Genomic DNA, 19,797 nt, shown 5'->3' with positions numbered 1-19,797 from the left:
GCTCAGACGGTCTGACGCAGGTCGCGCAGGGTGAGCGCGGCGTCCAGTGCGGCGGCGGCGGCCTGCTCGCCCTTGTTCTCGACCGAGCCCGGCAGGCCGGCGCGATCCAGGGCCTGCTGTTCGGTGTTCACGGTGAGCACGCCGTTGGTGACCGGGGTGCCCTCGTCCAGCGAGACGCGGGTCAGACCGGCGGTGACCGAATCGCAGACGTACTCGAAATGCGGTGTGCCGCCGCGGATCACCACGCCCAGCGCGACCACCGCGTCGTGGGTGCTGGCCAGCGCCTGCGCGACCACGGGCAGCTCCATGGCTCCGGCGACCCGGACGATGGTGATGTCGGAGACGCCGGCCGCGCGGGCGGTGCCCTCGGCGTTGGCGACGAGCGCGTCGCAGATGGTGGTGTGCCAGCGCGACGCGACGATGCCAAGCTTGAGGTCCTTGGCATCCGCGAGCTCGAACGAGGGTACGCCCGTGCCGCTCATCGATTTCCGCCCTTCTCGATCTTCGTGTGTGGAGGAACTACAGCGTGCGGCTCAGTTGGCGGTCTCGCCCAGGTCGAGATCGTCCAAGCCGACCAGGTCGTGGCCCATCCGATCCCGCTTGGTGCGTAGGTAGTGCAGATTGTGCGAATTCGCACGGACCGGCATTTGCACCCGCTCGGTAATACTGAGCCCGTAGCCCTCGATTCCGGCGCGCTTGTCCGGATTGTTGGTCAGCAGGCGCATCGAGGAAATGCCGAGATCGACCAGGATCTGCGCGCCGGTGCCGTAGTCGCGGGCGTCGGCGGGCTGGCCGATGGCCAGGTTGGCGTCGTAGGTGTCCAGGTCCTGCTCGTCCTGCACCTGGTAGGCCTGCAGCTTGTGCATCAGGCCGATGCCGCGGCCCTCGTGCCCGCGCATGTAGAGCACCACGCCGCGGCCCTCGTCGGCCACCAGCTGCAGCGCTGCGTTCAGCTGGGGACCGCAATCGCAGCGCAGCGAGCCGAACACGTCACCGGTCAGGCATTCGGAGTGCACGCGGACCAGCACGTTCTCGCCCTTGCCGTCCGCACCGGCGATATCACCCATGACCAGGGCGACATGCTCGGACTCGTCGTATTCGCTCTCGTAGCCGATGGCCTTGAAGTCACCGAACGCGGTCGGGATCTTGGCCTCGGCGACCCGGCGCACATGCTTCTCGTTCTTGCGCCGCCAGGCGATCATGTCGGCGATCGAGATGAGCGCCAGGTCGTGCTCGTCGGCGAAAATGCGCAGCTCCTCGGTGCGCGCCATGTCGCCTTCGTTCTTCTGGCTCACGATCTCGCAGATGACGCCGGCGGGGCTGAGCCCGGCCATGCGCGAGAGGTCGACCGCGGCCTCGGTGTGGCCCGCGCGGCGCAGCACGCCACCGTCCTTGGCGCGCAAGGGAACCACGTGGCCCGGCCGGGTCAGGTCGTCGGACTTGGCCTGCGGATCGGCGAGCACGCGCATGGTGGCGGCGCGATCGGCGGCCGAGATGCCGGTGGTGATGCCGACCCGGGCATCCACCGAGACGGTGTACGCGGTGCCGTGCTTGTCCTGATTGACGGCGTACATGGGCGGCAGGCCCAGCCGGTCGCAGTCGTCGCCGGTGAGCGGGACGCAGATGTAACCGGAGGTGTAGCGGATCATGAAGGCCACCAGTTCGGGGGTCGCCTTCTCCGCCGCGAAGATGAGGTCGCCCTCGTTCTCCCGGCCCTCGTCGTCGACGACGACGACCGCCTTACCGGCGGCGATGTCGGCGACTGCGCGCTCGATGGTGTCGAACCTGGTCACGTCTGTTGTGCTCCATCTCGATTAGGTGCCGTACCCACAGTAGGGCAGTGCCCGATTTGCGCCGCCTCCGGCGGGGCCAATCGGAGGCTCAGCCGCGCTGAACGAGTCTTTCCACGTACTTGGCGATGATGTCGACCTCGAGGTTCACCGTGGTTCCCACCGGCGCCGAGCCCAGCGTGGTGAGGGCCAGTGTCGTGGGGATGAGCGAGACCTCGAACCAGTCCTTGCTGCCGTCGGCGGCGGCCTCCTCGGCCACGCCCAGGCCGGACACGGTGAGCGAGATGCCGTCGACGGTGATGGAGCCCTTCTCCACGACGTAGCGGGCGATGCTGTCGGGCAGCGAGATTCGCACGACCTCCCAGTTCTCCGAGGGGGTGCGCGCGAGCACGGCGCCGGTGCCGTCCACGTGGCCCTGCACGATGTGACCGCCGAGGCGGCTGTTGACGGCGGCGGCGCGCTCGAGATTGACGCGCGAACCGACGCCGAGGCCGCCGATGCTGGACCGGTTCAGGGTCTCGGCCATGACGTCGACGGTGAAGACATCGGACTCGACGGTCTCGTCCACCACGGTCAGGCAGACGCCGTTCACCGCGATCGAATCGCCGTGCCCGGCATCGACGGTGACGAGGGGGCCGCGAATGGTGAGCCGGGCCGCGTCGGCCAATTGCTCGGAGGCGACGATCTCGCCCAGCTCCTCCACGATGCCTGTGAACATGCCCTGCCTCTCCCTTACGCCTGCGGCCGCGGTACCCGGGCCCGCCGATCGGGGCAACAGCCCGATCGGCGGGCGGTATTCCCGGCGCGCGGATGCCGCCCGGTTCTCCCCCTCAGCCTAACGACGCCGGGTCGTAGGCGACATGCGGCCTAGTTCACTGGAGCGTTCGAGACTCCGGGGCGCGACGAAGCCGACGAAGCGGACCTCAGGTGGGCTAATCGGACCGATTGCCAACGAATACCGATTAAAATTCGGGCATTTCCAGATTTAGCGAATTTGCTAATTCGGGCCAATCGGGCGGGTGTACCCAATTCGCGACTCGCTTACACCAAATTCTTGCGCCAGCGCGAAAATGGACGCAAGATTGTTATGCAGCTGATTCCCACAGTTCAACTGCCCGGCAGTTCGACATCACCGCGGTCCGCTCCGCAGCGCCGACTACCCCGCAGCGCGGCTACTCAGCTGTACAACTCTCCGCAGTTCTACTTCTCCGGCGAGCCGGCAGTTCAACGAAGAACGTCTCCACACCCGTGGCCGGGTCCGGTCCGGGTGCTCCTCGCAGCAGTCAAACTCAGGAAGGTTGGGCCCTCGCGGGCCGGATCCAGGTGGAAGACAACACTTTTAGGGGTGCGGTGTGACAACGATGCTTCTCGATTCGACACTCGAGGTTCGTTGCGTGCAGTATCGGCGCGAATTTCATTTGCCGGCATCGATCGATCCGACGTCACGGCACATCCTGCTGGAGATAGGCAGCCGGTACGGCGCCATCACCATGCCCGCCGAACTCGGCGAACGCGTCCAACAGCGGCTCGCCGCAGCCGATTTGGCCGGTCCGGTGGTCCACCACCCCCGCGCCCGGCGCTGGACGTTCATCACCGGCCCGACGCGTGCCGACGGGCTCGGCACCGCCGTCTCGGCCGCGCTGTTCCGGCTCTACGCCACGGTCGCCTGCGCGGGCGCGCAGGTGGTGCTGCCGTCCGCCGACGACGAGCGGACGGGCTATCGCACCTGGGTTCGAGCTCCGGAGAGCGCCACCGCGGTGCCGCCCCTCGAGTCGGTGATCTCGGCGCTGCTCGAGCGCTGAGCCCGGGAAGCGACTAGGAGGCGGACGCGGCCTCGACCGCGATCACCTTCTGGCGCAAGGCTTCCACCGTGGCCGCCGGGTCGGCGGTGCCGTACACCGCCGAACCCGCCACGAAGCAGTCGATACCCGCCTCGGCGGCCTGCTCGATGGTGTCCATGTTGATGCCGCCGTCGATCTCGACCACCAGGCGCAGCTCGCCCGCGTCGACCAGCCTGCGAACCTTGCGCGCCTTGTCCAGCACCTCGGCGATGAACGACTGCCCGCCGAAGCCCGGCTCGACGCTCATGACCAGCAGGGTGTCGAAATCCTTCAGGATCTCCAGGTAGGGCTCGATCGGGGTGCCCGGCTTGACCGACAGACCGGCCTTGGCGCCCGCCGCACGGATGTCGCGGGCGACGGCGATCGGGTTGTCGGTGGCCTCGGCGTGGAAGGTCACGTTGTACGCGCCCGCCTCGGCGTAGCCCGGCGCCCAGCGCTCGGGATCCTCGATCATGAGGTGGCAGTCCAGCGGAATATCGGTGGCCTTCAACAGACTCTGCACCACCGGCAGACCCAGCGTGAGGTTCGGCACGAAGTGGTTGTCCATCACATCCACGTGCACCCAGTCGGCCCCCTCGATCGCCTTCACTTCGTCACCGAGACGCGCGAAGTCGGCGGACAGGATGGACGGGGCGATCATCGGCGCGGGCCGCTGAAAGGGCGAGGTAGGAGTGCACACAGGCGGCAGTCTATCGGGCAGCGCACCGCGCGAGACCCGGCACTGCCGCGAGGGCGTCCGGAAACCGCGATCGCTGCCATTGCGCTGATTGCCGGGCGCCGGAATGGGTAGCCTAGTGCAGGTGATCAACATTTCGGCGGAACAAGGGCTGCGTGCCACCCCGGTCGAGATCGGTGTCGCCGCATCCGTCTCCCAGTTGCCCATCGTGCGCGGACTCGCCGAAACACTGGTGCTGCTCAGCGATTTCACCCTCGACGAGGTCGCCGACATTCGCCTGGCCGTGGACGAGGCCGCCTCCACCGTGATCGGGCTGGCCGCGCCCGGCACCAGCCTGCAGTGCGTCTTCACCGTCGGTGAGAACGACCTGGTGGTGCGGGTCAGCGGCGTGGCGGCCGCCGAGGGGCTGCCCGACCAGCGCAGCTTCGGCTGGCATGTACTGCGCACCCTGTCCGACGAGGTCGACGCCACCCAGGGCGCCTTCGACGCGACGGTCTCCGGTTACCCGACGGCGGTGGAGTTCCGGCGGGTCCGGGGGAAGGCGTAGTGACCGACGAGAACACCGTGTTCACCCCATCCGACGCACACGACCCCGATGAACCCGAACGCAAGACCGGCGAGCACGCCGCCGCGGCGGAGAACGGCGCCGAACCGCTGACCGCCGAACCGGCCGCCTCCGAATCCGAGGAAACCGCCGAGGAGACCGTCGACGCCGACGAGGTCGAAGAGGTGGTGCGCACCGCCTCCGGCTACGACGACGTGGCGGGTCTGTTCGAACAGCTCGCCGCCGCCGATCCCGCGTCCGCGCAGCGGGCCGCCCTGCGCGCCCAGCTCATTCGGCGCTGCATACCGCTGGCCGACCACATCGCCCGCAAGTTCAGCGGGCGCGGCGAACCGTTCGACGACCTGACCCAGGTGGCGCGGGTCGGGCTGGTGCACGCGGTGGACCGGTTCGACATCTCGCGCGGCTCCAACTTCCTGTCCTTCGCGGTGCCGACGATCATGGGCGAGGTGCGGCGGTACTTCCGCGACAACACCTGGGCCATGCGAGTTCCGCGGCGGGTCAAGGAAACCCACCTGCGGATCGGCTCGGCCATCGACACGCTGTCGCAGCAGCTCGGGCGTTCGCCCACCGCCAAGGAGATCGCCGCCCAGCTCGGTATCGATCCGGACGAGGTGACCCAGGCGGTCATCGCCGGAAACGCGTACCAGCCCAGCTCGATCGACGCGGTGTCGGTGGGACGCGACACCGAGGCGTCCCTGCTCGACACGCTCGGCGAGGAGGAGTCGCAGTTCGATCGCGTCGAGGAGTACGTGGCCATCCGGCCGTTGCTCGCGGGTCTGCCCGAACGCGAACGCCGCATCCTCACGATGCGATTCTTCGAATCGATGACTCAAACCCAGATCGCGCAGCAGATGGGCATCTCGCAGATGCACGTCTCTCGCATTCTGGCGAAAACCCTTGCGCGACTTAGGGAGCAATCGGCCCGGGAGTGAACGCTCCGATGCGGGGCTGACCCGCCGTAAGGGGCTTGCCTCGCCCGGTTCGCGGTGCGACGATCGTTCTCGTCCGGCACGTACCGCATCCTCGGGCGGGACCATGAGGCAACACCGCGATCAGCGCATTGTGAACCAGATCGACCAGCTCGTTAACGAGCAGCTGGCCGGCGGGGAGCCGTGTACCGGATACGACTACGGGGATCCCGATTTTCCGCGCTGCCCGCATCCCTGGTGCGACGAGGAGTGGCACGGGCTGCCCATCACCACCCGCATGGCCGAGATGCGCTGGCGGGGCCGGGTGGATCCCGGATACCGCTATCCCGAGGACACCTCGGCGGTGCTGTGCCCGGGCTCGGACAACGCCGACGACTACTCCCCCGCCGAACAGAGCCGGGCCCTGGCCGAACTGCTGCGATCGGTGGCCGCCCAGCCGGTGCGCCGGCGCGCGCACGTGCGGCCGCAGTGGTGGTGCTGCTTCCAGGCGGGTGATCTGGACATCGTGCCGACGGGCTTCGGCGAGCCCGGAGCGCCGCGCCGATTCATTCGGGTCAACGGGGAGACAATCGAATTGGAGCCGGACGAGGACGGCGCGTGCGTGCTCGGGCGCAGCGACCCGAACGCCGACCGGGACGACTGGCAGCCGCAGTGGATGGCCATCCACTGCCGCGAAGCCCCGCGGGCGGGGGTGTGGGTCGCGTGGCGGCCCACACCCCCGGGCGCGGATTACTGCGACTGACGCGGTTTGCGCAGCGCGGCCACGAACATGGCGTCGGTGCCGTGCCGATGCGGCCACAGCTGCGCGCCCGGGCCCTCGCCCAGATCCGGAACGCCGGGAACGAGTTCGCGGGTGTCGAGCTGTTCGGCGCCGGTGCGGCGCACCATGTCCGCGACCACCGAGACGGTCTCGGGCAGATGCGGCGAGCAGGTCGAGTACACGACCACGCCACCCGGACGGACCAGATCCCATGCGGCGGTGAGCAGTTCGCGCTGCAGGGTCACCAGTTCACGCACGTCGGCGGGCTGCCGCCGCCAGCGCGCTTCGGGGCGGCGGCGCAGCGCGCCCAGACCGGTGCACGGCGCGTCGACCAGCACGCGGTCGTAGCCGGGGGTGAGTCCGCTGTCGCGGCCGTCGGTGACGTGCACCTCGACCGGCAGTCCGCGCGTGGCCTGGCGGACCAGTTCGGCGCGGTGTTCGGCCGGTTCGACGGCGTCGATGTGGAAGCCGTCGATGTCGGCGATGGCGCCCAGCAGCGCGGTCTTGCCGCCGGGGCCCGCGCACAGGTCGAGCCAGCGGCCGCCGTCCTCGCCGTCGAGGGGCGCTTTGGTCACCGCGAGCGCCACCAGCTGACTGCCCTCGTCCTGCACCGCGGCCAGGCCCTCGCGGACCGGCTCGAGCTTGCCGGGATCACCGCCGTCGAGGTACACCGCGTACGGCGACCAGCGGCCCTCCTCGCCGCCGGTCACCAGCGCCAGCTCTTCGGCGCTCATCTCGCCGGGGCGGGCGACCAGGTGCACCAGCGGGCGCGCGTCGTCGGCTTCGAGCACATCGCGCAGTTCCCCGGCGTGCGCGCCGAGGGCGTCGGCGAAGGCCTGCGCGATCCACACCGGATGCGCGAACTCGAAGGCCATGTGCCCCAGCGGATCCGACGGCGCGAGCTGGTCGACCCATTCCTGCGCGGACTTCTCCGCGACCCGGCGCAGCACCGCGTTCACGAACCCGGCCCGCCCGATCCCGAACTCGGCCCGCACCAGCGCGACCGAGGTGTCCACCGCGGCGTGCGCCCCGATCCGCGTCCGCAACAGCTGATAGGCGCCCAGGCGCAGCGCGTCCAGCAGCGGCCCGTCGATCTCGTCGATCGCACGCCCCGCCCCGGCCTCGATCACCGCGTCCAGCAGCCCAAGCGACCGCGCCGCGCCGTAGGTGAGCTCGGTGGCCAGCGCGGCGTCGCGCCCGCTGATCCCGCGTTCGCGCAACAGCCCCGGCAGCACCAGGTTCGCGTAGGCGTCCCGCTCGCGCACCGCGCGCAACACGTCCCGCGCGACCACCCGCACCGGGTCCAGCCCGGTCGTGTCCGCGGACCCGCGCTCTCCCACGGGCTTCCGCTTGCCGGCCGCCCCGTCGGCGCTCACGCCGTCGGCACGCTTGCCGCGCGCCTGCCCGCCGCTCTTACCCGCGCCGACGGACTTCTTGTCCCCGCTCGCACGCTTCGGCCCACCGCCGTCGCGCGCCGAGGCCGCGGTGGATCGCGCCTTGCCGCCCTCCACACGATCAGGAGCGCCATCCCGCCGCGACGCACCGGCGTTCGCGCCCGTGGATCGCTTCGGTGCCGACGTCGTGCCGTCCGGCCCGCGCTCGCCACCCGTTACCCGGCGCGAATCGCCGCGCTCCGCCGCCTGCCCGCTCGAACGCGTTGCGCCCGTGCCGAATCCGGAGTCGTCGCGACGCCCTTGTCCACCGGCACGCGAACCCGCACCCGCCGAACGTGCGGCACCGGCCGAGCGGGATCCGCCGTCGTCGTAGCGAGCGCCGCCATCGGCCGAGCGCGGACGGCTGTCGCCACCGCGACTTCCCGTCGGCGCACCGCCGCGGGGACGCCCCTCGGCGGGGGTGTAGTCCCACTTGCCACGCGCGTCCGCGCCACGACCGCCGCGCAGCGGCGCGCCCGACGATCCGCCGGTGCGGCGCTGATCGCCCTGCGCCGCAGCACGATTGCCGCCGCTTCCACTCGAACCGGCTCGGTCGCGACCCTCGGCGGGGGTGTAGTCCCACTTGCCACGCGCGTCCGCGCCGCGACCGCCGCGCAGCGGCGCGCCGGAAGAGCCGGGCGCGCGGCGCGCATCGCCCTGGGCCGCGGGGCGACCGCCGTCACCGGCGTTGTCGCTCGTGCGGTACGGGTTGTTCTGGGCGCGGGGGCGCCAGTCGCGCTTGGGGGGTTTGGCGGAGCGCCGGGGCTCGCCGGGGGTGTCTCCGCGATCGGAGGGGGTCATTCGACCACCGCGCCGGGCTGGAGGCGGGCGCCGCGCGCCCAGTCGAGGGCAGGCATCATGCGCTTTCCTTGGGGTTGGACCTCGGTGAGGCGGACGGCGGTGGTCGCGGTGCCGATGAAGACGCCCGTCTTGCGGACCTCGATAGCGCGTTCGGGGAGGGTTTCCTCCACCAGTTCGACGGGACCGAGTTTGACGCGCTTGCCGTCGACCTCGGTCCAGGCGCCGGGGCTCGGGGTGACCGCGCGGATGCGGCGGGAGATCGCCAGGGCGGGTTCGTCCCAGCGCACGTGGCCGGCCTCGGCTTCCACCTTGGGGGCGTAGGAGATACCGTCGGTGGACTGCGGAACCGCCTGCAGCGCACCGGCCTCCAGCCCGTCCAGGGTGGATTCCAATAGCTGCGCACCGCTTTCGGCGAGCCGGTCGAGCAGCACGCCCGAGGTATCGGTGACGCGGACCCGCTCGGTGACGGTCCCGAACACCGGGCCGGTGTCCAGGCCCTTCTCGATGAGGAAGGTGGACGCGCCGGTGATCTCGTCACCGGCGAGAATGGCCGATTGCACCGGCGCCGCGCCGCGCCAGGCGGGCAGCAGCGAGAAGTGCAGGTTGATCCAGCCGTGCTTGGGGATGGCCAGCACCGATTCCGGCAGCAGCGCGCCGTAGGCGACCACCGGGCAGCAGTCCGGCGCGAGCGCGGCGAGCTGTTCGACGAAGTCCGGTTCGGACGGCTTGCGCGGGGTGAACACCGGAATCCCGTGTTCGTCGGCGAGCTGCCCGATCGGCGAGCGGGTGACCTTGCGCCCGCGCCCGGCGACCGCGTCCGGCCTGGTGACCACCGCCACCACCTCGTGGTTCGCGGACTCGATCAGCCGGCGCAGCGAGGGAACCGCCGGGGCGGGGGTTCCGGCAAAGACCAAACGCATCAGCGACTCCGTTCCCGGGTGCGGCCGCCACCGATCTCCGAGGCGGCCAGCACCGTGATTCCCTGTGTGAACCAAGACGATTCACGCAGCGTCCGCATCGCCTCCTTGCGGGTGGCCGGATCCAGCCGCTGCAGGAACAGCGTCCCGTCGAGGTGATCGGTCTCGTGCTGCACGCAGCGCGCCAGCAGCCCCTCGGCCCGGAATTCCACTGCGGCGCCGTCCATGTCGACACCGCGCGCGATCACCGTCTGCGCCCGGGTGACGTCCTCGCGCACGCCGGGAATCGACAGGCAACCCTCGGGTCCGGTCTGGGTCTCGTCGCCGATCACCTCGAAGACGGGGTTGATCAGATGCCCCTTGGCCTCACCGGTGTCGTAGACGAACACCCGGAGCCCGACCCCGATCTGCGGCGCCGCCATCCCGACGCCGCCGCTCTCGTACATGGTGTCGAGCAGGTCGGCGACCAGCTGGCGCACCTGCACATCGAACGTGGAGACCTCCGCCGCGCGGGCGCGCAGAATCGGATCGCCGAACAGGCGGACAGGCTGGATGGTCACGAGCAACTCCCGGTCGTGAGCGAATGCGGTCGCCCCATTTTACGGATACGACCGAACCGCCACGCCGCACACCGTGCCGCGGCGATCAGGAATGCGCTGCCAGGACCACTTCCTTGATGCCGGTACCCAGCGCCACGGGCGCGCAGACCGGCGCCGCGGCGTGCGCCGGATCGAGCAGCCCGAGCACCAACTGCTGCACATACGGGTCGTACACCATGTGGAAATGCCCGGTCAGATCATCGGCGCACAAATTCTGCAGCACGATGTTGGTCGCACCGGCGCCGTGCAGCGCGATATTGGCGTTCGGCTGGATCATTTCATCCACCGTGCTGCCGATCGTGGTGTAGCGCACACCCGGCACGGTGTCCCCGCCCGCGTTGAGCGCGGTGATGAAGGGCGATCCCGCGGCCTGCTGAACGGCGGCCTCCGAACTCGCCAGCTCGGCCAGATCGAACAGCACCGGCGCGTTCTCCGCGACCGGAACCAGGCCGTACATGATGCCGCCGTAGCTGGGTGAGGCCAGACCGATCCAGTGCCCGACCTTCGGGGCGCCGCCGAGCTTGTTGATGTAGTACCGGGTGACGCTCGCACCCTGGGAGAAGCCCACGATGTCCACCTGGGCCGCCCCGGTGGCGGCGAGCACCTGATCGACGAATCCGCCTATCTGAGCGGAACTTTCGAAGACGTCCTCGGTGCCGAAGCTCTCCGCGTCGACCTTGCCGCCGTAATTGAGCGCGAAGACGCACAGGCCCGCGCCGGCGAGTTGCGGCGCGATGGCGGACCAGTCGGAGTAGGCCGAGGAATCGGTGCCGTGTGCCAGCACCACCGGCCGCGGATGGTCGGCGGTCGGCTTGCAGTCGAAGTTGTTGGCCCCCGCGGGCGCGGCGTTCGGATTGTCCTTCAAATACCGTGCCGCGCCGAGATGATCACTTTGAATCGGCCCGGATCCCACCGGTACCAGTGCCGGACGAGTGGCAGGCGCGGCGAACGCCGTACCCGATTGCATCGGCGCCCCCGCGCCCGCCAGCACACCCAGCAGCACTACCCCGACCGGCGCGACGCCACGCAGCGTTCTCCGCGTCCGGCTCCTCCACATTCCCATCGTCAAATGATGACTTGTGAAGTGTCACAACGCGGTGTCGAACGGGGTGTTTCTTTCCCACTACTTTTCGGGTGTGTCGTCTTCGGCGAGGATTCGGTACAGGGACCGCCGCGCCTCGGTGAGAACCTCTGCGGCCTTTGCCGCTTGGGCCGGGGAACCGACCGCCGCGACCTGGGCCACCGCACCCATCAGCTGGCCGACGAGCCCGCGCAGATCCAGGGCCTGATCACCGACGTTGTCCTTGACCTCCTGCCAGGGATCGCCCAGCTCGGCGCGATTGGCCTCGAGGTACGCGGTACCGGATTCGGTGAGCTTGGCCGTCTTTCGGCCCGCCACCTTCTCGATCAGGACCAGACCCTCGTCCTCGAGCTGCGCCAGCGCGGGGTAGATCGAGCCCGGGCTCGGGCGCCAGACATCCTCGCTGCGTTCGCGAATCTGCTGGATCAGCTCGTAGCCGTGCATGGGCCGCTCGGCCAGCAGCAGGAGAATCGCGGCGCGCACATCTCCGCGCCGGCCGCGGCCACCACGACCGCGACCGCGACCGAAGTGCGGGCCGCCGGGACCGAAACCGCCGGGACCGAAGTCCGGGCCGAAACCGTGGCCGCGGCCACCGTGCCGATGCGGGCCGTGCTCGCGCGGACCGTGTCCACGCGGGCCGCCACGACGCATCCGCGGATGTTCGGGGCCCTGCTGCTCTTCCGCGCGCAGACGCCGCCAGGGGCCGCGGCCACGCTCAGTGTTGTCCATGTGTTCCATGGTGTGCCTCCTCAGGCTTCAACGTTGTTCTTGACGCTATCGACGATATATCGACAATCTATCCAAGGCAAGTGTGTCGCGAGACACGAACCTGCCGGTTCGGATTTTTCAGGCGGGGCGGTCGACCAGGTCGTGCTTGATCAGGACGTCCCGTAGCGCACTCGGGCGATCCGTCGTCGGCAACGGCTCTACCAGCTCGAATTCGCAGCCGAGTGCGGTCGCGCCGCCGTCGGCCTCGAGGCTGTCGCCGACCATGAGCGCGTTCTCCGGGGCGACGCCGAGCCGATCGAGCGCGGCGTCGAAGATGCGACGGTCGGGTTTGATCGCGCCGAGTTCGAAGGACAGTGCGAAATAGCCGATATATCGATCCCATCCCCGGCTCGCCAGCGCGGGGCGCAGATCGAAGGCGATGTTGCTGACCACCGCGACCTTGATGCCGCGTTCGTGCAGCGCCCGGAGCACCTCACCGGTGTCCGGATACGGCGTCCAGGCGAGCGGGTCGAGGATGAGTTCGTAGAGCTGGCGGGCCGGGAACGCGGGCACACCCGAGCGCTCGAGCACCTGCAGGTAGGCGGCGCGGTGCAGGGCCGGATCCAAATCCCGGTTCTCCCAGGCGTATTGACCTTCCGCGTCGAGCTCGACGAACTGCTCGACGGGCGCGGTCATGGCCCGGACGATGTCGGCGACCTCGTGGGCGCTCAGATCACGCCCGTCGGCATGGGTCAGCTCCGCTTCGCGAAAACGCTCGTCCTCCAATCGGAAGATCGTGCCGGAGAAGTCGAATAACACCGCGTCGATCGCCATGTCGCCACGATACACAGCACACTTGCAGCTATCTTCTCGGCAAACAGGCAGTCCTCTACTTGTCTGAGGAGTTTGCTACGGTGGCGGTCATGTCCGACTCCACCGTGCTCCTGGTCGATGCCGTCGACGTCGTTCGTGAGGGAAATGCCCTACTGCAGGGGGTTTCCCTCACCGTGCGCAGCGGTGAGCACTGGGCGCTCCTGGGTCCCAACGGGGCCGGGAAGACCACCCTGCTGCGCATGCTCGGCGCGTTCGAACACCCCACCCGTGGGACGGTCGAAGTCCTCGGCAACCGACTCGGCCGCGTCGACATGCGCGCGCTGCGCACCGCCATCGGGCACGTCGACCCGCGCCACACCCCGCGCAGCCCGCTGACCGTGCACGAGGTCGTGCTCACCGGGGCGACGAATACCGCTGAGCCCGTACCGCGTTGGCGGCCCAGCCCCGAACAGCTGGCTCGCACCGGGGAACTGGTCGACCTGCTCGGTCTGTCGCACCGCCGGGACGCGGCATGGCCGATCCTGTCCCAGGGCGAGCGCGGACGCGCTCTCATCGCCCGGGCGCTCATGCCCAGCCCGCGCCTGCTCCTGCTGGACGAACCCGCGACCGGCCTCGACCTCGCCGGCCGCGAGCAGTTGCTCGAACGTATCGACGCGCTGCAGCGCGCGCATCCGGAGTTGGCGTCCGTGCTGGTCACCCATCACCTGGAGGAGTTGCCGCCGGGCACGACACACGCGGTGCTGTTGCGCGCGGGGCGGATTCGCACGGCCGGGCCGGTCGACGCCGTGATCACCACCGAGCACATCGGCGCCGCGTTCGACCATCCGGTACGGATCGTTCGGGAGGACCGGCGCTGGAGCGTGCGCGCGGCACAGCCCGCGCACACCTGAGTTCCCTCCCGCACCCCGGCTACAGGGAATCGACCCAGCGCAGCAGCCGCTCGCCTTCGGCCGCCATCATCTCCGGATCCCGGAAGGTGTTGGCGAGCAGGGAAATACCCTGATACGAGGCGAACAGCGCGACGGCCAGCTCCCCCGCGTCGGCGCGGCCCATGGCGGCGAACTGCGATTCGATCCACTTCAGCAGCTCGCGCATCACCGCGGCGAGTTCGCGTTCCAGGCCGTCGGAGCGCTTGTCCAGCTCGGTCGCGAGAGTTCCCGAGGGACAACCGAATTGGGCCGCGAGATCACGCTGATCGATCCAGCCGCGGATCAGCGCCCGCAAGCGCTCCGCCGGCGATTCCAGGCGCTCGAGCTCGGCGATCACATCCTTGAGCGTGCGCTCGTGCGCGCCGATCGCCGCCTGGATCAGCTGATCCTTGGTCTTGAAGTAGTAGTACACGTTGCCGACCGGCACGTCCGCGACCCGGGCGATGTCGGCGATCGTGGTCTTCTCCACGCCCTGCTCGTGGAACACCTTCGCCGCCGCGCCGGCGAGCCGTTCGCGCTTGCCCGGCCGGGGCGCCGGCTTCGCCGTCGCACCACCCGGCACTGAGTTAGTCATGCGACTGACTATAGACAACGGCCGGTCGAATGGCCTATCTTCGCTTGAGTCAGTCAACTAACTCAGGAGTTCGAAGCAATGATCGTGGTGACCGGAGCAACCGGAAATGTCGGCGGCATCGTGGTGAGCCTGCTCGCGCAGGCCGGGGAGAAGGTGGTGGCCGTTTCGCGCGGCGAGATGCCGGTGAACCTGCCGGAGGGCGTCGAGCACCGCCGTGAAGACATCGGCGACCCGGCGAGTCTGGCGGCGGCGGTGACGGGAGCGCACACGATGTTCCTGCTGATCGCCGGTGCGCAACTGGTGGGCGGGCCCGACGCCCGCGAGGTGATCGACACCGTTGCCGCACAGGGTGTTCGGCGCGTGGTGCTGCTGTCCTCGCAGGGTGCGGTGACCCGGCCGGACAGCCCCGGGTACGCCCGGCTCATCGCCTTCGAGCGGGCGCTAGCGGCCTCGAACCTGGAATGGACGGTGGTGCGGCCCGGCGGGTTCGCCAGCAATTCCTTCGCCTGGATAGAGCCGGTGCGCACCGGGCGGTTCGTGCCCGCGCCCTTCGGCGACGTCGGGCTGCCGGTGGTGACGCCGTTCGACATCGCGGCCGTCGCGGTCGCGGCCCTGCGCGAGGATGGGCATCACGGCCGGGCGTACACGGTGACGGGTCCAGCGGTCGTTACCCCGCGCGAGCAGGCGGCGGCGCTCGCCGCGGCACTCGGGGAACCGGTCGGGTTCACCGAGCTCACCCCCGAGCAGGCGCGGATCGAACTGCTGAAGCTCATGCCCGAGTCGGTCGCCGACCACACCCTGACGATCCTCGGCTCCCCCACCCCGGCTGAACAGCGGGTGAGCCCGGATGTCGAACGAGTCCTGGGCCGACCGGCCACCAGCTATGCCGACTGGGCGAAGTACGTGGCCGACGCCTTCCGCTGAGGCGGCCGCGCGCGACGTGGTCTCGAGTGTCGGGCGGTCGTGCAGTGCCGCCGACCGCAGCCCGACCGACACTCGGCAATTCGCGGACGGCGAGAGCCGCGGGGTGAGCGCGGCACGGGTTCACGCGGGTCAAAGAGCGGGTGCGGGCGGCGTCAGCCGATGTCGATCGGGTCGATCTGGACGCGCAACGGATCGTCGGACTTGTGGGTGCTGCGCACGGCCTGGGCCGCGACCAGGGCGCGGGACAGGGCCGTGCCGCCGGCGCGGTCCACGCGCAGAATCATGCGCTCGACCTCGGCGGGGGAATCGCCGGAGGAGAAGGGTTTCCGCGCGCCGGGCGGGAGCGGCACCGGGCCGAGCACCTCGACTTGATCGGGAAGTTTTGCCTGGGTGAGCAATTCGGCGATCGAGTCGGCGGTGCCGTCGATGGCGGCCAGCCGGACCGCCGGCGGGAACCGCACCTCGGTGCGCTCCTCGAGTTCGAAGTGGGCGTGCCCCACCGGATCCCAGCGCACCAGCGCCGAGACGGTCGGCAATCCGCTGTCCGCCATGACGAACGCCTGCCCGCCCGCCCGCACCAGCGCGGCGGCCGACATCCACCGGCGCAGGGTGTCCTCGGCCGCGCGCAGATCCGCCCGCCCCAGCAGCGCCCACCCGTCCAGCAGCATGGCCACCCCGTACCCGCCGGCGACCGTCGGCTCCGCCCCGATGGTGGACACCACGACCTGCGGCCCCTCCGGCACCGAGCTGAGCACCGAGGCCCCACCCGAGCCGCGCACCGGTACCCCGGGAAACGCCCGCCCCAGTTCCTCGGCGGTGCGCGCGGCTCCGATGACCACGGCGCGCAGAGCCCGCGAACCACAAGCGCCACAACGGAATGCGGCCTCGGTGATCCCACACCACCGGCACGCGGGGCTGTGCGCCCCGGCCACCCCGTCCCGCGAGGAGGTCAGCCCCGCCCGGCCCCGCTCCCGGCCGGGTTCTCCGCCCGGCGCCGAATCCCGGCCGTACATGCCCTCAGCGCCGCCGTACATCGGATCGGGCGCGCCGGGGCGGCGGTCGCGCTCAGGCGTACCGGAGCGCGCGCTCGCTCGGCCGTCGGACTGGGCAGCGGCGCGGCGACCGGCCCGATTCGACTGGGGCGCAGGCGAATCGTCGGGCAGGGCCAGGGGGCCGTTGCAATGGCGGCAACGGGCGGGGGTGCGGCACTTCGAGCAGGACAGGGCGGGGATGTAGCCGCGACGGGGTACCTGGACCAGGACGGGTTCGCCCGCGGCGAGGGCCTTGCGGGCGGCCAGGAAGGCCGCGCCCGGGATGCGGATCGCCTTGGCCATGGGATCGCGTTCGAGGGCGGCGTCGCTGTCGCCGGGCGCGATGATGCGCGGCATGACCTGCCGCAGCAGCGCGCGCTCGGCCAGAAGGTCATGAGCCCAACCGGATTCGACGATGGCCTGCACTTCGGCCGTGCGCGCGAACCCCCCGGCCACGAACGCGGCCCCGGTCTCGTGCGCCCGCAGCATGGCCACCTCCCGCGCGTGCGGGTACGGCGACCGCGGCTCGGCGTACGTGTCGTCCCCGTCGTCCCACAGCGCGATCAGCCCGAGATCCTTGACGGGCGCGAACACCGCGCTCCGGGTCCCCACCACGACCCGCGCCGTCCCCCGCAGCGCCGCCAGCCACCGCCGGTACCGCGCCGACGGCCCCAGCCCCGCCGCCAGCCCGACCGCCGACTCCCCTACCAGCGCAACACATTCCGCCAGCACCCGCTCCAGATCCCGCTGATCCGGCACCATGAGGATCGCACTGCGCCCGCTCCCCACCGTCACGGCCGCCAGCTCGGCGAGCCGCCCGGCCCACTCCTCCCCCGGCAGCGCCTGCCACCCCGCCCGAGGCCCCCGCCCCGCCGCGAGCGCCCCCAGGAAAGAGTGCCCGTGCACGTACCGACCCCATCCGGGATACAAGCCGGCCACGTCCACCCCCGAAACCCCTACGGCCCCAGCCGCTTCCCCGTCTCGGTCGCCGGCCTCCGCAACCGACCCACCCTCGGCCCCCGAGTCGGCGGCAGCCTCGGGGTTCTCGGCCTCGAGCCGTTCCGAGGACGCGCGTGTACCCGAGGCCCCGAGCCCCTCGTCCGCCGTGGGCGTGGCAATCGCGGAACTCACGACGCTCGGACCGATGATCGCCAGCTGTTCCACGTCATCGAGAGCCGTGTCGGGTGCTGCAGTCGCCGAGGGCTTTTCAACAGAAGCCGAGGCGTCGCGGTCGGTCTCGGGGCACCCCTGCACCGACGCGCCATCATCGGAGAGATCACACTCGGCACTCGGACCGGCAGCTGTCGCCGCCGACGCGCCCGGGTCAGGTGTCTCAGGAGCTTGTTCCGTCTGCGCGGGAGCGGCAGCGCGTGAATGCTGTTCCGCCACAGGCATGTCGACCTGCTCGGTGATGCTGTCCGCGGGGTGGGACGAGCTCACGGCGGAGGAGGGACTGCCATCGCCCGGATCGTCGTCGCAGTTCGGCGCCGGTGTCGCGGAGGGTCGACTCGGGTCAACGGGTCGAAGGGATTGTGCGACAGACTCTTCGGCGCCGGGCGTGGTGTCCGGCAGGTGAGGGGATGATGAATCTTCTGTGCCGCCGGACGATTCGGCCGCGGCGGGGGACGAATCGTCGTCGAGCTCGTCGAGGAGCACCGGCTCGTCGTCGAAGCTCGCGCGCGCGGGCTTGGGTTTCTTGGCGGCCGACTTGCGGGCCTTGGTGACCTTCGTCGAGCCGTCCGGCCCTTCGGTTTCCACCTTCGCGTGGCGGGGTGGGATGGCCAGGCGCAGGACGTCGGCGCGGGTGCCGGCGTAGCGGGCGGCGACCGCGGTCACCAGGCGCAGGATCTCGGGGGTGAGGACGCGTTCGCTGGAGACCACGCGGTCCAGGCGCACGAGGCGGCCGGTGTGGTCGGTCTTCTCGAGGCGTTCGAGGATGTAGCCGTCCACGACGCGGCCGGAGAACCGCACGCGCACGCGGACGCCCGGTTGGGCGATCTCATCCATCTCCGGGGGGACCAGATAGTCGAAGTCCCGATCGAGATGGGCCGGTTCCAGCAGCGGGAGCACCCGCGCGATGGGGCGTCCCGCCGCCGGTCCGGTGTCGGTCAATTACAGACCGGCGGCAGCGCGCAGCTTGTCCGCGCGGTCGGTGCGCTCCCAGGGCAGGTCCACGTCGGTGCGGCCGAAGTGGCCGTACGCGGCGGTGGGCGCGTAGATCGGGCGCAGCAGGTCCAGATCGCGAATGATCGCGCCCGGACGCAGGTCGAAGACCTCGGCGATAGCCGCGGAGATCTTGGACGGATCGATGCGCTCGGTGCCGAAGGTCTCCACGAACAGACCCACGGGCGCCGCCTTGCCGATGGCGTAGGCGACCTGCACCTCGACGCGCTCGGCCAGCTCGGCCGCAACGACGTTCTTGGCGACCCAGCGCATGGCGTAGGCGGCCGAGCGGTCGACCTTCGACGGATCCTTGCCGGAGAACGCGCCGCCGCCGTGGCGGGCCATGCCGCCGTAGGTGTCGACGATGATCTTGCGACCGGTCAGGCCGGCGTCACCCATCGGGCCGCCCAGCACGAACTTGCCGGTCGGGTTGACCAGCAGGCGCACGTTGGACACGTCCAGCGGGTTGGGCAGCTGCAGCTCGGACAGCACCGAGTCGACGACCTTCTCCCGGATGTCCGGGGTCAGCAGGTTGTCCAGGTCGATGTCGGCCGCGTGCTGGGTGGAGATGACCACGGTGTCCAGGCGCTTGGGGATGTCGCCCTCGTACTCGATGGTGACCTGGGTCTTGCCGTCGGGACGCAGGTACGGCAGCACGCCGGACTTGCGGACCTCGGTCAGGCGGCGCGACAGCTTGTGCGCCAGCGAGATCGGCAGCGGCATGAGCTCGGGAGTCTCGATGGTGGCGTAGCCGAACATCAGGCCCTGATCGCCCGCGCCCTGACGCGCGATGGCGTCGTCCTCGCCGCCGACGCGGGCCTCGTGCGAGGTGTCCACGCCCTGCGCGATATCGGGCGACTGCGCGCCGATCGCGACGTTCACGCCACAGGAGGCGCCGTCGAAACCCTTTGCGGAGGAGTCGTATCCGATCTCCAGGACCTTCTCGCGAACGATGGTCGGGATGTCGGCGTACGCCGAGGTGGTGACCTCACCGGCCACGTGCACCTGGCCGGTGGTCACCAGCGTCTCCACCGCGACCCGGCTGCGCGGGTCGGCCGCGAGCAAGGCGTCGAGGATGGAATCGCTGATGGCATCACAGATCTTGTCCGGATGACCCTCGGTCACGGACTCACTCGTGAATAGGCGGCTGCCAGTCGTGCGCACAGTTATTCCCTCTCCCTCAACGGGTTTCTCGTATCGGCCTGTGACGGTGGCGGCTTCGCGCCACCGCACAACCCCTTG

The 19,797-nt window shown here is 70.2% G+C and carries 19 protein-coding genes; 6 read left to right on the top strand and 13 right to left on the bottom strand.

Features of this window, described 5'->3' with window-relative positions:
• Window positions 1-2: 2 nt before the first annotated feature.
• The 3 genes from ribH to ACWIGI_RS15130 form a co-directional block, all read right to left on the bottom strand.
• Window positions 3-482, bottom strand: coding sequence for a 6,7-dimethyl-8-ribityllumazine synthase (gene ribH, locus ACWIGI_RS15140; protein ID WP_454202971.1), 480 nt, complete (start codon window positions 480-482; stop codon window positions 3-5).
• Window positions 483-533: 51 nt separating this feature from the next.
• On the bottom strand, window positions 534-1,793 hold the full coding sequence (locus ACWIGI_RS15135) for a bifunctional 3,4-dihydroxy-2-butanone-4-phosphate synthase/GTP cyclohydrolase II (RefSeq protein ID WP_454202970.1): 1,260 nt from the start codon (window positions 1,791-1,793) through the stop codon (window positions 534-536).
• An 88-nt stretch (window positions 1,794-1,881) separates the two neighbouring features.
• Window positions 1,882-2,508, bottom strand: a complete 627-nt coding sequence (locus ACWIGI_RS15130) for a riboflavin synthase (protein ID WP_454202969.1) — start codon at window positions 2,506-2,508, stop codon at window positions 1,882-1,884.
• A 643-nt stretch (window positions 2,509-3,151) separates the two neighbouring features.
• Here ACWIGI_RS15130 and ACWIGI_RS15125 point away from each other — a divergent pair.
• On the top strand, window positions 3,152-3,592 hold the full coding sequence (locus ACWIGI_RS15125; RefSeq protein ID WP_454203142.1) for a hypothetical protein: 441 nt from the start codon (window positions 3,152-3,154) through the stop codon (window positions 3,590-3,592).
• Between the two features lie 13 nt (window positions 3,593-3,605).
• Here ACWIGI_RS15125 and rpe read toward each other — a convergent pair whose 3' ends face one another.
• Entirely contained in the window at window positions 3,606-4,271 is a 666-nt protein-coding gene (gene rpe / locus ACWIGI_RS15120; RefSeq protein WP_454203141.1) for a ribulose-phosphate 3-epimerase, read from the bottom strand.
• A gap of 160 nt (window positions 4,272-4,431) precedes the next feature.
• On the opposite strand from rpe, the gene ACWIGI_RS15115 reads away from it, so the two are divergent.
• The 3 genes from ACWIGI_RS15115 to ACWIGI_RS15105 all read left to right on the top strand — a co-directional run bounded on the left by ACWIGI_RS15115 (window position 4,432) and on the right by ACWIGI_RS15105 (window position 6,543).
• Complete coding sequence (locus ACWIGI_RS15115; RefSeq protein WP_454202968.1) at window positions 4,432-4,854, top strand: ATP-binding protein; 423 nt, start codon at window positions 4,432-4,434, stop codon at window positions 4,852-4,854.
• A 182-nt stretch (window positions 4,855-5,036) separates the two neighbouring features.
• Complete coding sequence (locus tag ACWIGI_RS15110; protein ID WP_454203140.1) at window positions 5,037-5,804, top strand: RNA polymerase sigma factor SigF; 768 nt, start codon at window positions 5,037-5,039, stop codon at window positions 5,802-5,804.
• A gap of 103 nt (window positions 5,805-5,907) precedes the next feature.
• Entirely contained in the window at window positions 5,908-6,543 is a 636-nt protein-coding gene (locus tag ACWIGI_RS15105; protein ID WP_454202967.1) for a hypothetical protein, read from the top strand.
• On the opposite strand, the gene ACWIGI_RS15100 is transcribed toward ACWIGI_RS15105, so the two are convergent.
• The 6 genes from ACWIGI_RS15100 to ACWIGI_RS15075 all read right to left on the bottom strand — a co-directional run bounded on the left by ACWIGI_RS15100 (window position 6,531) and on the right by ACWIGI_RS15075 (window position 12,934).
• Window positions 6,531-7,937, bottom strand: a complete 1,407-nt coding sequence (locus ACWIGI_RS15100) for an RsmB/NOP family class I SAM-dependent RNA methyltransferase (protein WP_454203139.1) — start codon at window positions 7,935-7,937, stop codon at window positions 6,531-6,533. The genes ACWIGI_RS15105 and ACWIGI_RS15100 overlap by 13 nt on opposite strands.
• A gap of 854 nt (window positions 7,938-8,791) precedes the next feature.
• Entirely contained in the window at window positions 8,792-9,715 is a 924-nt protein-coding gene (fmt, locus tag ACWIGI_RS15095; RefSeq protein ID WP_454202966.1) for a methionyl-tRNA formyltransferase, read from the bottom strand.
• Window positions 9,715-10,272: a peptide deformylase gene (gene def, locus ACWIGI_RS15090; protein ID WP_454202965.1), complete on the bottom strand. Its 558-nt coding sequence runs from the start codon at window positions 10,270-10,272 to the stop codon at window positions 9,715-9,717. Before def ends, fmt begins: the two co-directional genes overlap by 1 nt.
• 85 nt (window positions 10,273-10,357) lie before the next feature.
• Entirely contained in the window at window positions 10,358-11,374 is a 1,017-nt protein-coding gene (locus tag ACWIGI_RS15085; RefSeq protein ID WP_454202964.1) for a lipase family alpha/beta hydrolase, read from the bottom strand.
• A gap of 60 nt (window positions 11,375-11,434) precedes the next feature.
• Complete coding sequence (locus tag ACWIGI_RS15080) at window positions 11,435-12,121, bottom strand: PadR family transcriptional regulator (protein ID WP_454202963.1); 687 nt, start codon at window positions 12,119-12,121, stop codon at window positions 11,435-11,437.
• Window positions 12,122-12,238: 117 nt separating this feature from the next.
• A complete protein-coding gene (locus ACWIGI_RS15075) occupies window positions 12,239-12,934 on the bottom strand; it encodes an HAD family hydrolase (protein WP_454202962.1) in 696 nt (231 codons plus the stop codon).
• A gap of 89 nt (window positions 12,935-13,023) precedes the next feature.
• Here ACWIGI_RS15075 and ACWIGI_RS15070 point away from each other — a divergent pair, with 89 nt between their 5' ends.
• Complete coding sequence (locus tag ACWIGI_RS15070) at window positions 13,024-13,824, top strand: ABC transporter ATP-binding protein (protein ID WP_454202961.1); 801 nt, start codon at window positions 13,024-13,026, stop codon at window positions 13,822-13,824.
• A 19-nt stretch (window positions 13,825-13,843) separates the two neighbouring features.
• Here ACWIGI_RS15070 and ACWIGI_RS15065 read toward each other — a convergent pair whose 3' ends face one another.
• On the bottom strand, window positions 13,844-14,437 hold the full coding sequence (locus tag ACWIGI_RS15065) for a TetR/AcrR family transcriptional regulator (RefSeq protein ID WP_454202960.1): 594 nt from the start codon (window positions 14,435-14,437) through the stop codon (window positions 13,844-13,846).
• Window positions 14,438-14,515: 78 nt separating this feature from the next.
• Here ACWIGI_RS15065 and ACWIGI_RS15060 point away from each other — a divergent pair, with 78 nt between their 5' ends.
• A complete protein-coding gene (locus ACWIGI_RS15060) occupies window positions 14,516-15,361 on the top strand; it encodes an SDR family oxidoreductase (RefSeq protein WP_454202959.1) in 846 nt (281 codons plus the stop codon).
• 152 nt (window positions 15,362-15,513) lie between these two features.
• On the opposite strand, the gene ACWIGI_RS15055 is transcribed toward ACWIGI_RS15060, so the two are convergent.
• Together ACWIGI_RS15055 and metK are read right to left on the bottom strand one after the other, a co-directional pair.
• Window positions 15,514-18,504 (bottom strand): primosomal protein N' family DNA-binding protein, encoded by a 2,991-nt coding sequence (locus tag ACWIGI_RS15055; protein ID WP_454202958.1) that lies wholly within the window; start codon window positions 18,502-18,504, stop codon window positions 15,514-15,516.
• A complete protein-coding gene (gene metK / locus ACWIGI_RS15050; protein WP_454202957.1) occupies window positions 18,505-19,719 on the bottom strand; it encodes a methionine adenosyltransferase in 1,215 nt (404 codons plus the stop codon).
• Window positions 19,720-19,797 lie beyond the last annotated feature (78 nt).

This window comes from Nocardia sp. NPDC055321 (assembly GCF_053645575.1).
Note: the sequence above shows the minus strand (reverse complement) of the source record. Positions and strands in the feature narration are given on the sequence as shown.

Excerpts from the sequence above, each read along its gene's own strand:
- ribH (WP_454202971.1), bottom strand. The coding sequence starts at position 482 with ATGAGCGGCACGGGCGTACCCTCGTTCGAGCTCGCGGATGCCAAGGAC.
- ACWIGI_RS15130 (WP_454202969.1), bottom strand. The coding sequence starts at position 2,508 with ATGTTCACAGGCATCGTGGAGGAGCTGGGCGAGATCGTCGCCTCCGAG.
- ACWIGI_RS15125 (WP_454203142.1), top strand. The coding sequence starts at position 3,152 with ATGCTTCTCGATTCGACACTCGAGGTTCGTTGCGTGCAGTATCGGCGC.
- rpe (WP_454203141.1), bottom strand. The coding sequence starts at position 4,271 with ATGATCGCCCCGTCCATCCTGTCCGCCGACTTCGCGCGTCTCGGTGAC.
- ACWIGI_RS15105 (WP_454202967.1), top strand. The coding sequence starts at position 5,908 with ATGAGGCAACACCGCGATCAGCGCATTGTGAACCAGATCGACCAGCTC.
- fmt (WP_454202966.1), bottom strand. The coding sequence starts at position 9,715 with ATGCGTTTGGTCTTTGCCGGAACCCCCGCCCCGGCGGTTCCCTCGCTG.
- ACWIGI_RS15085 (WP_454202964.1), bottom strand. The coding sequence starts at position 11,374 with ATGGGAATGTGGAGGAGCCGGACGCGGAGAACGCTGCGTGGCGTCGCG.
- ACWIGI_RS15080 (WP_454202963.1), bottom strand. The coding sequence starts at position 12,121 with ATGGACAACACTGAGCGTGGCCGCGGCCCCTGGCGGCGTCTGCGCGCG.
- ACWIGI_RS15075 (WP_454202962.1), bottom strand. The coding sequence starts at position 12,934 with ATGGCGATCGACGCGGTGTTATTCGACTTCTCCGGCACGATCTTCCGA.
- ACWIGI_RS15070 (WP_454202961.1), top strand. The coding sequence starts at position 13,024 with ATGTCCGACTCCACCGTGCTCCTGGTCGATGCCGTCGACGTCGTTCGT.
- ACWIGI_RS15065 (WP_454202960.1), bottom strand. The coding sequence starts at position 14,437 with ATGACTAACTCAGTGCCGGGTGGTGCGACGGCGAAGCCGGCGCCCCGG.
- ACWIGI_RS15060 (WP_454202959.1), top strand. The coding sequence starts at position 14,516 with ATGATCGTGGTGACCGGAGCAACCGGAAATGTCGGCGGCATCGTGGTG.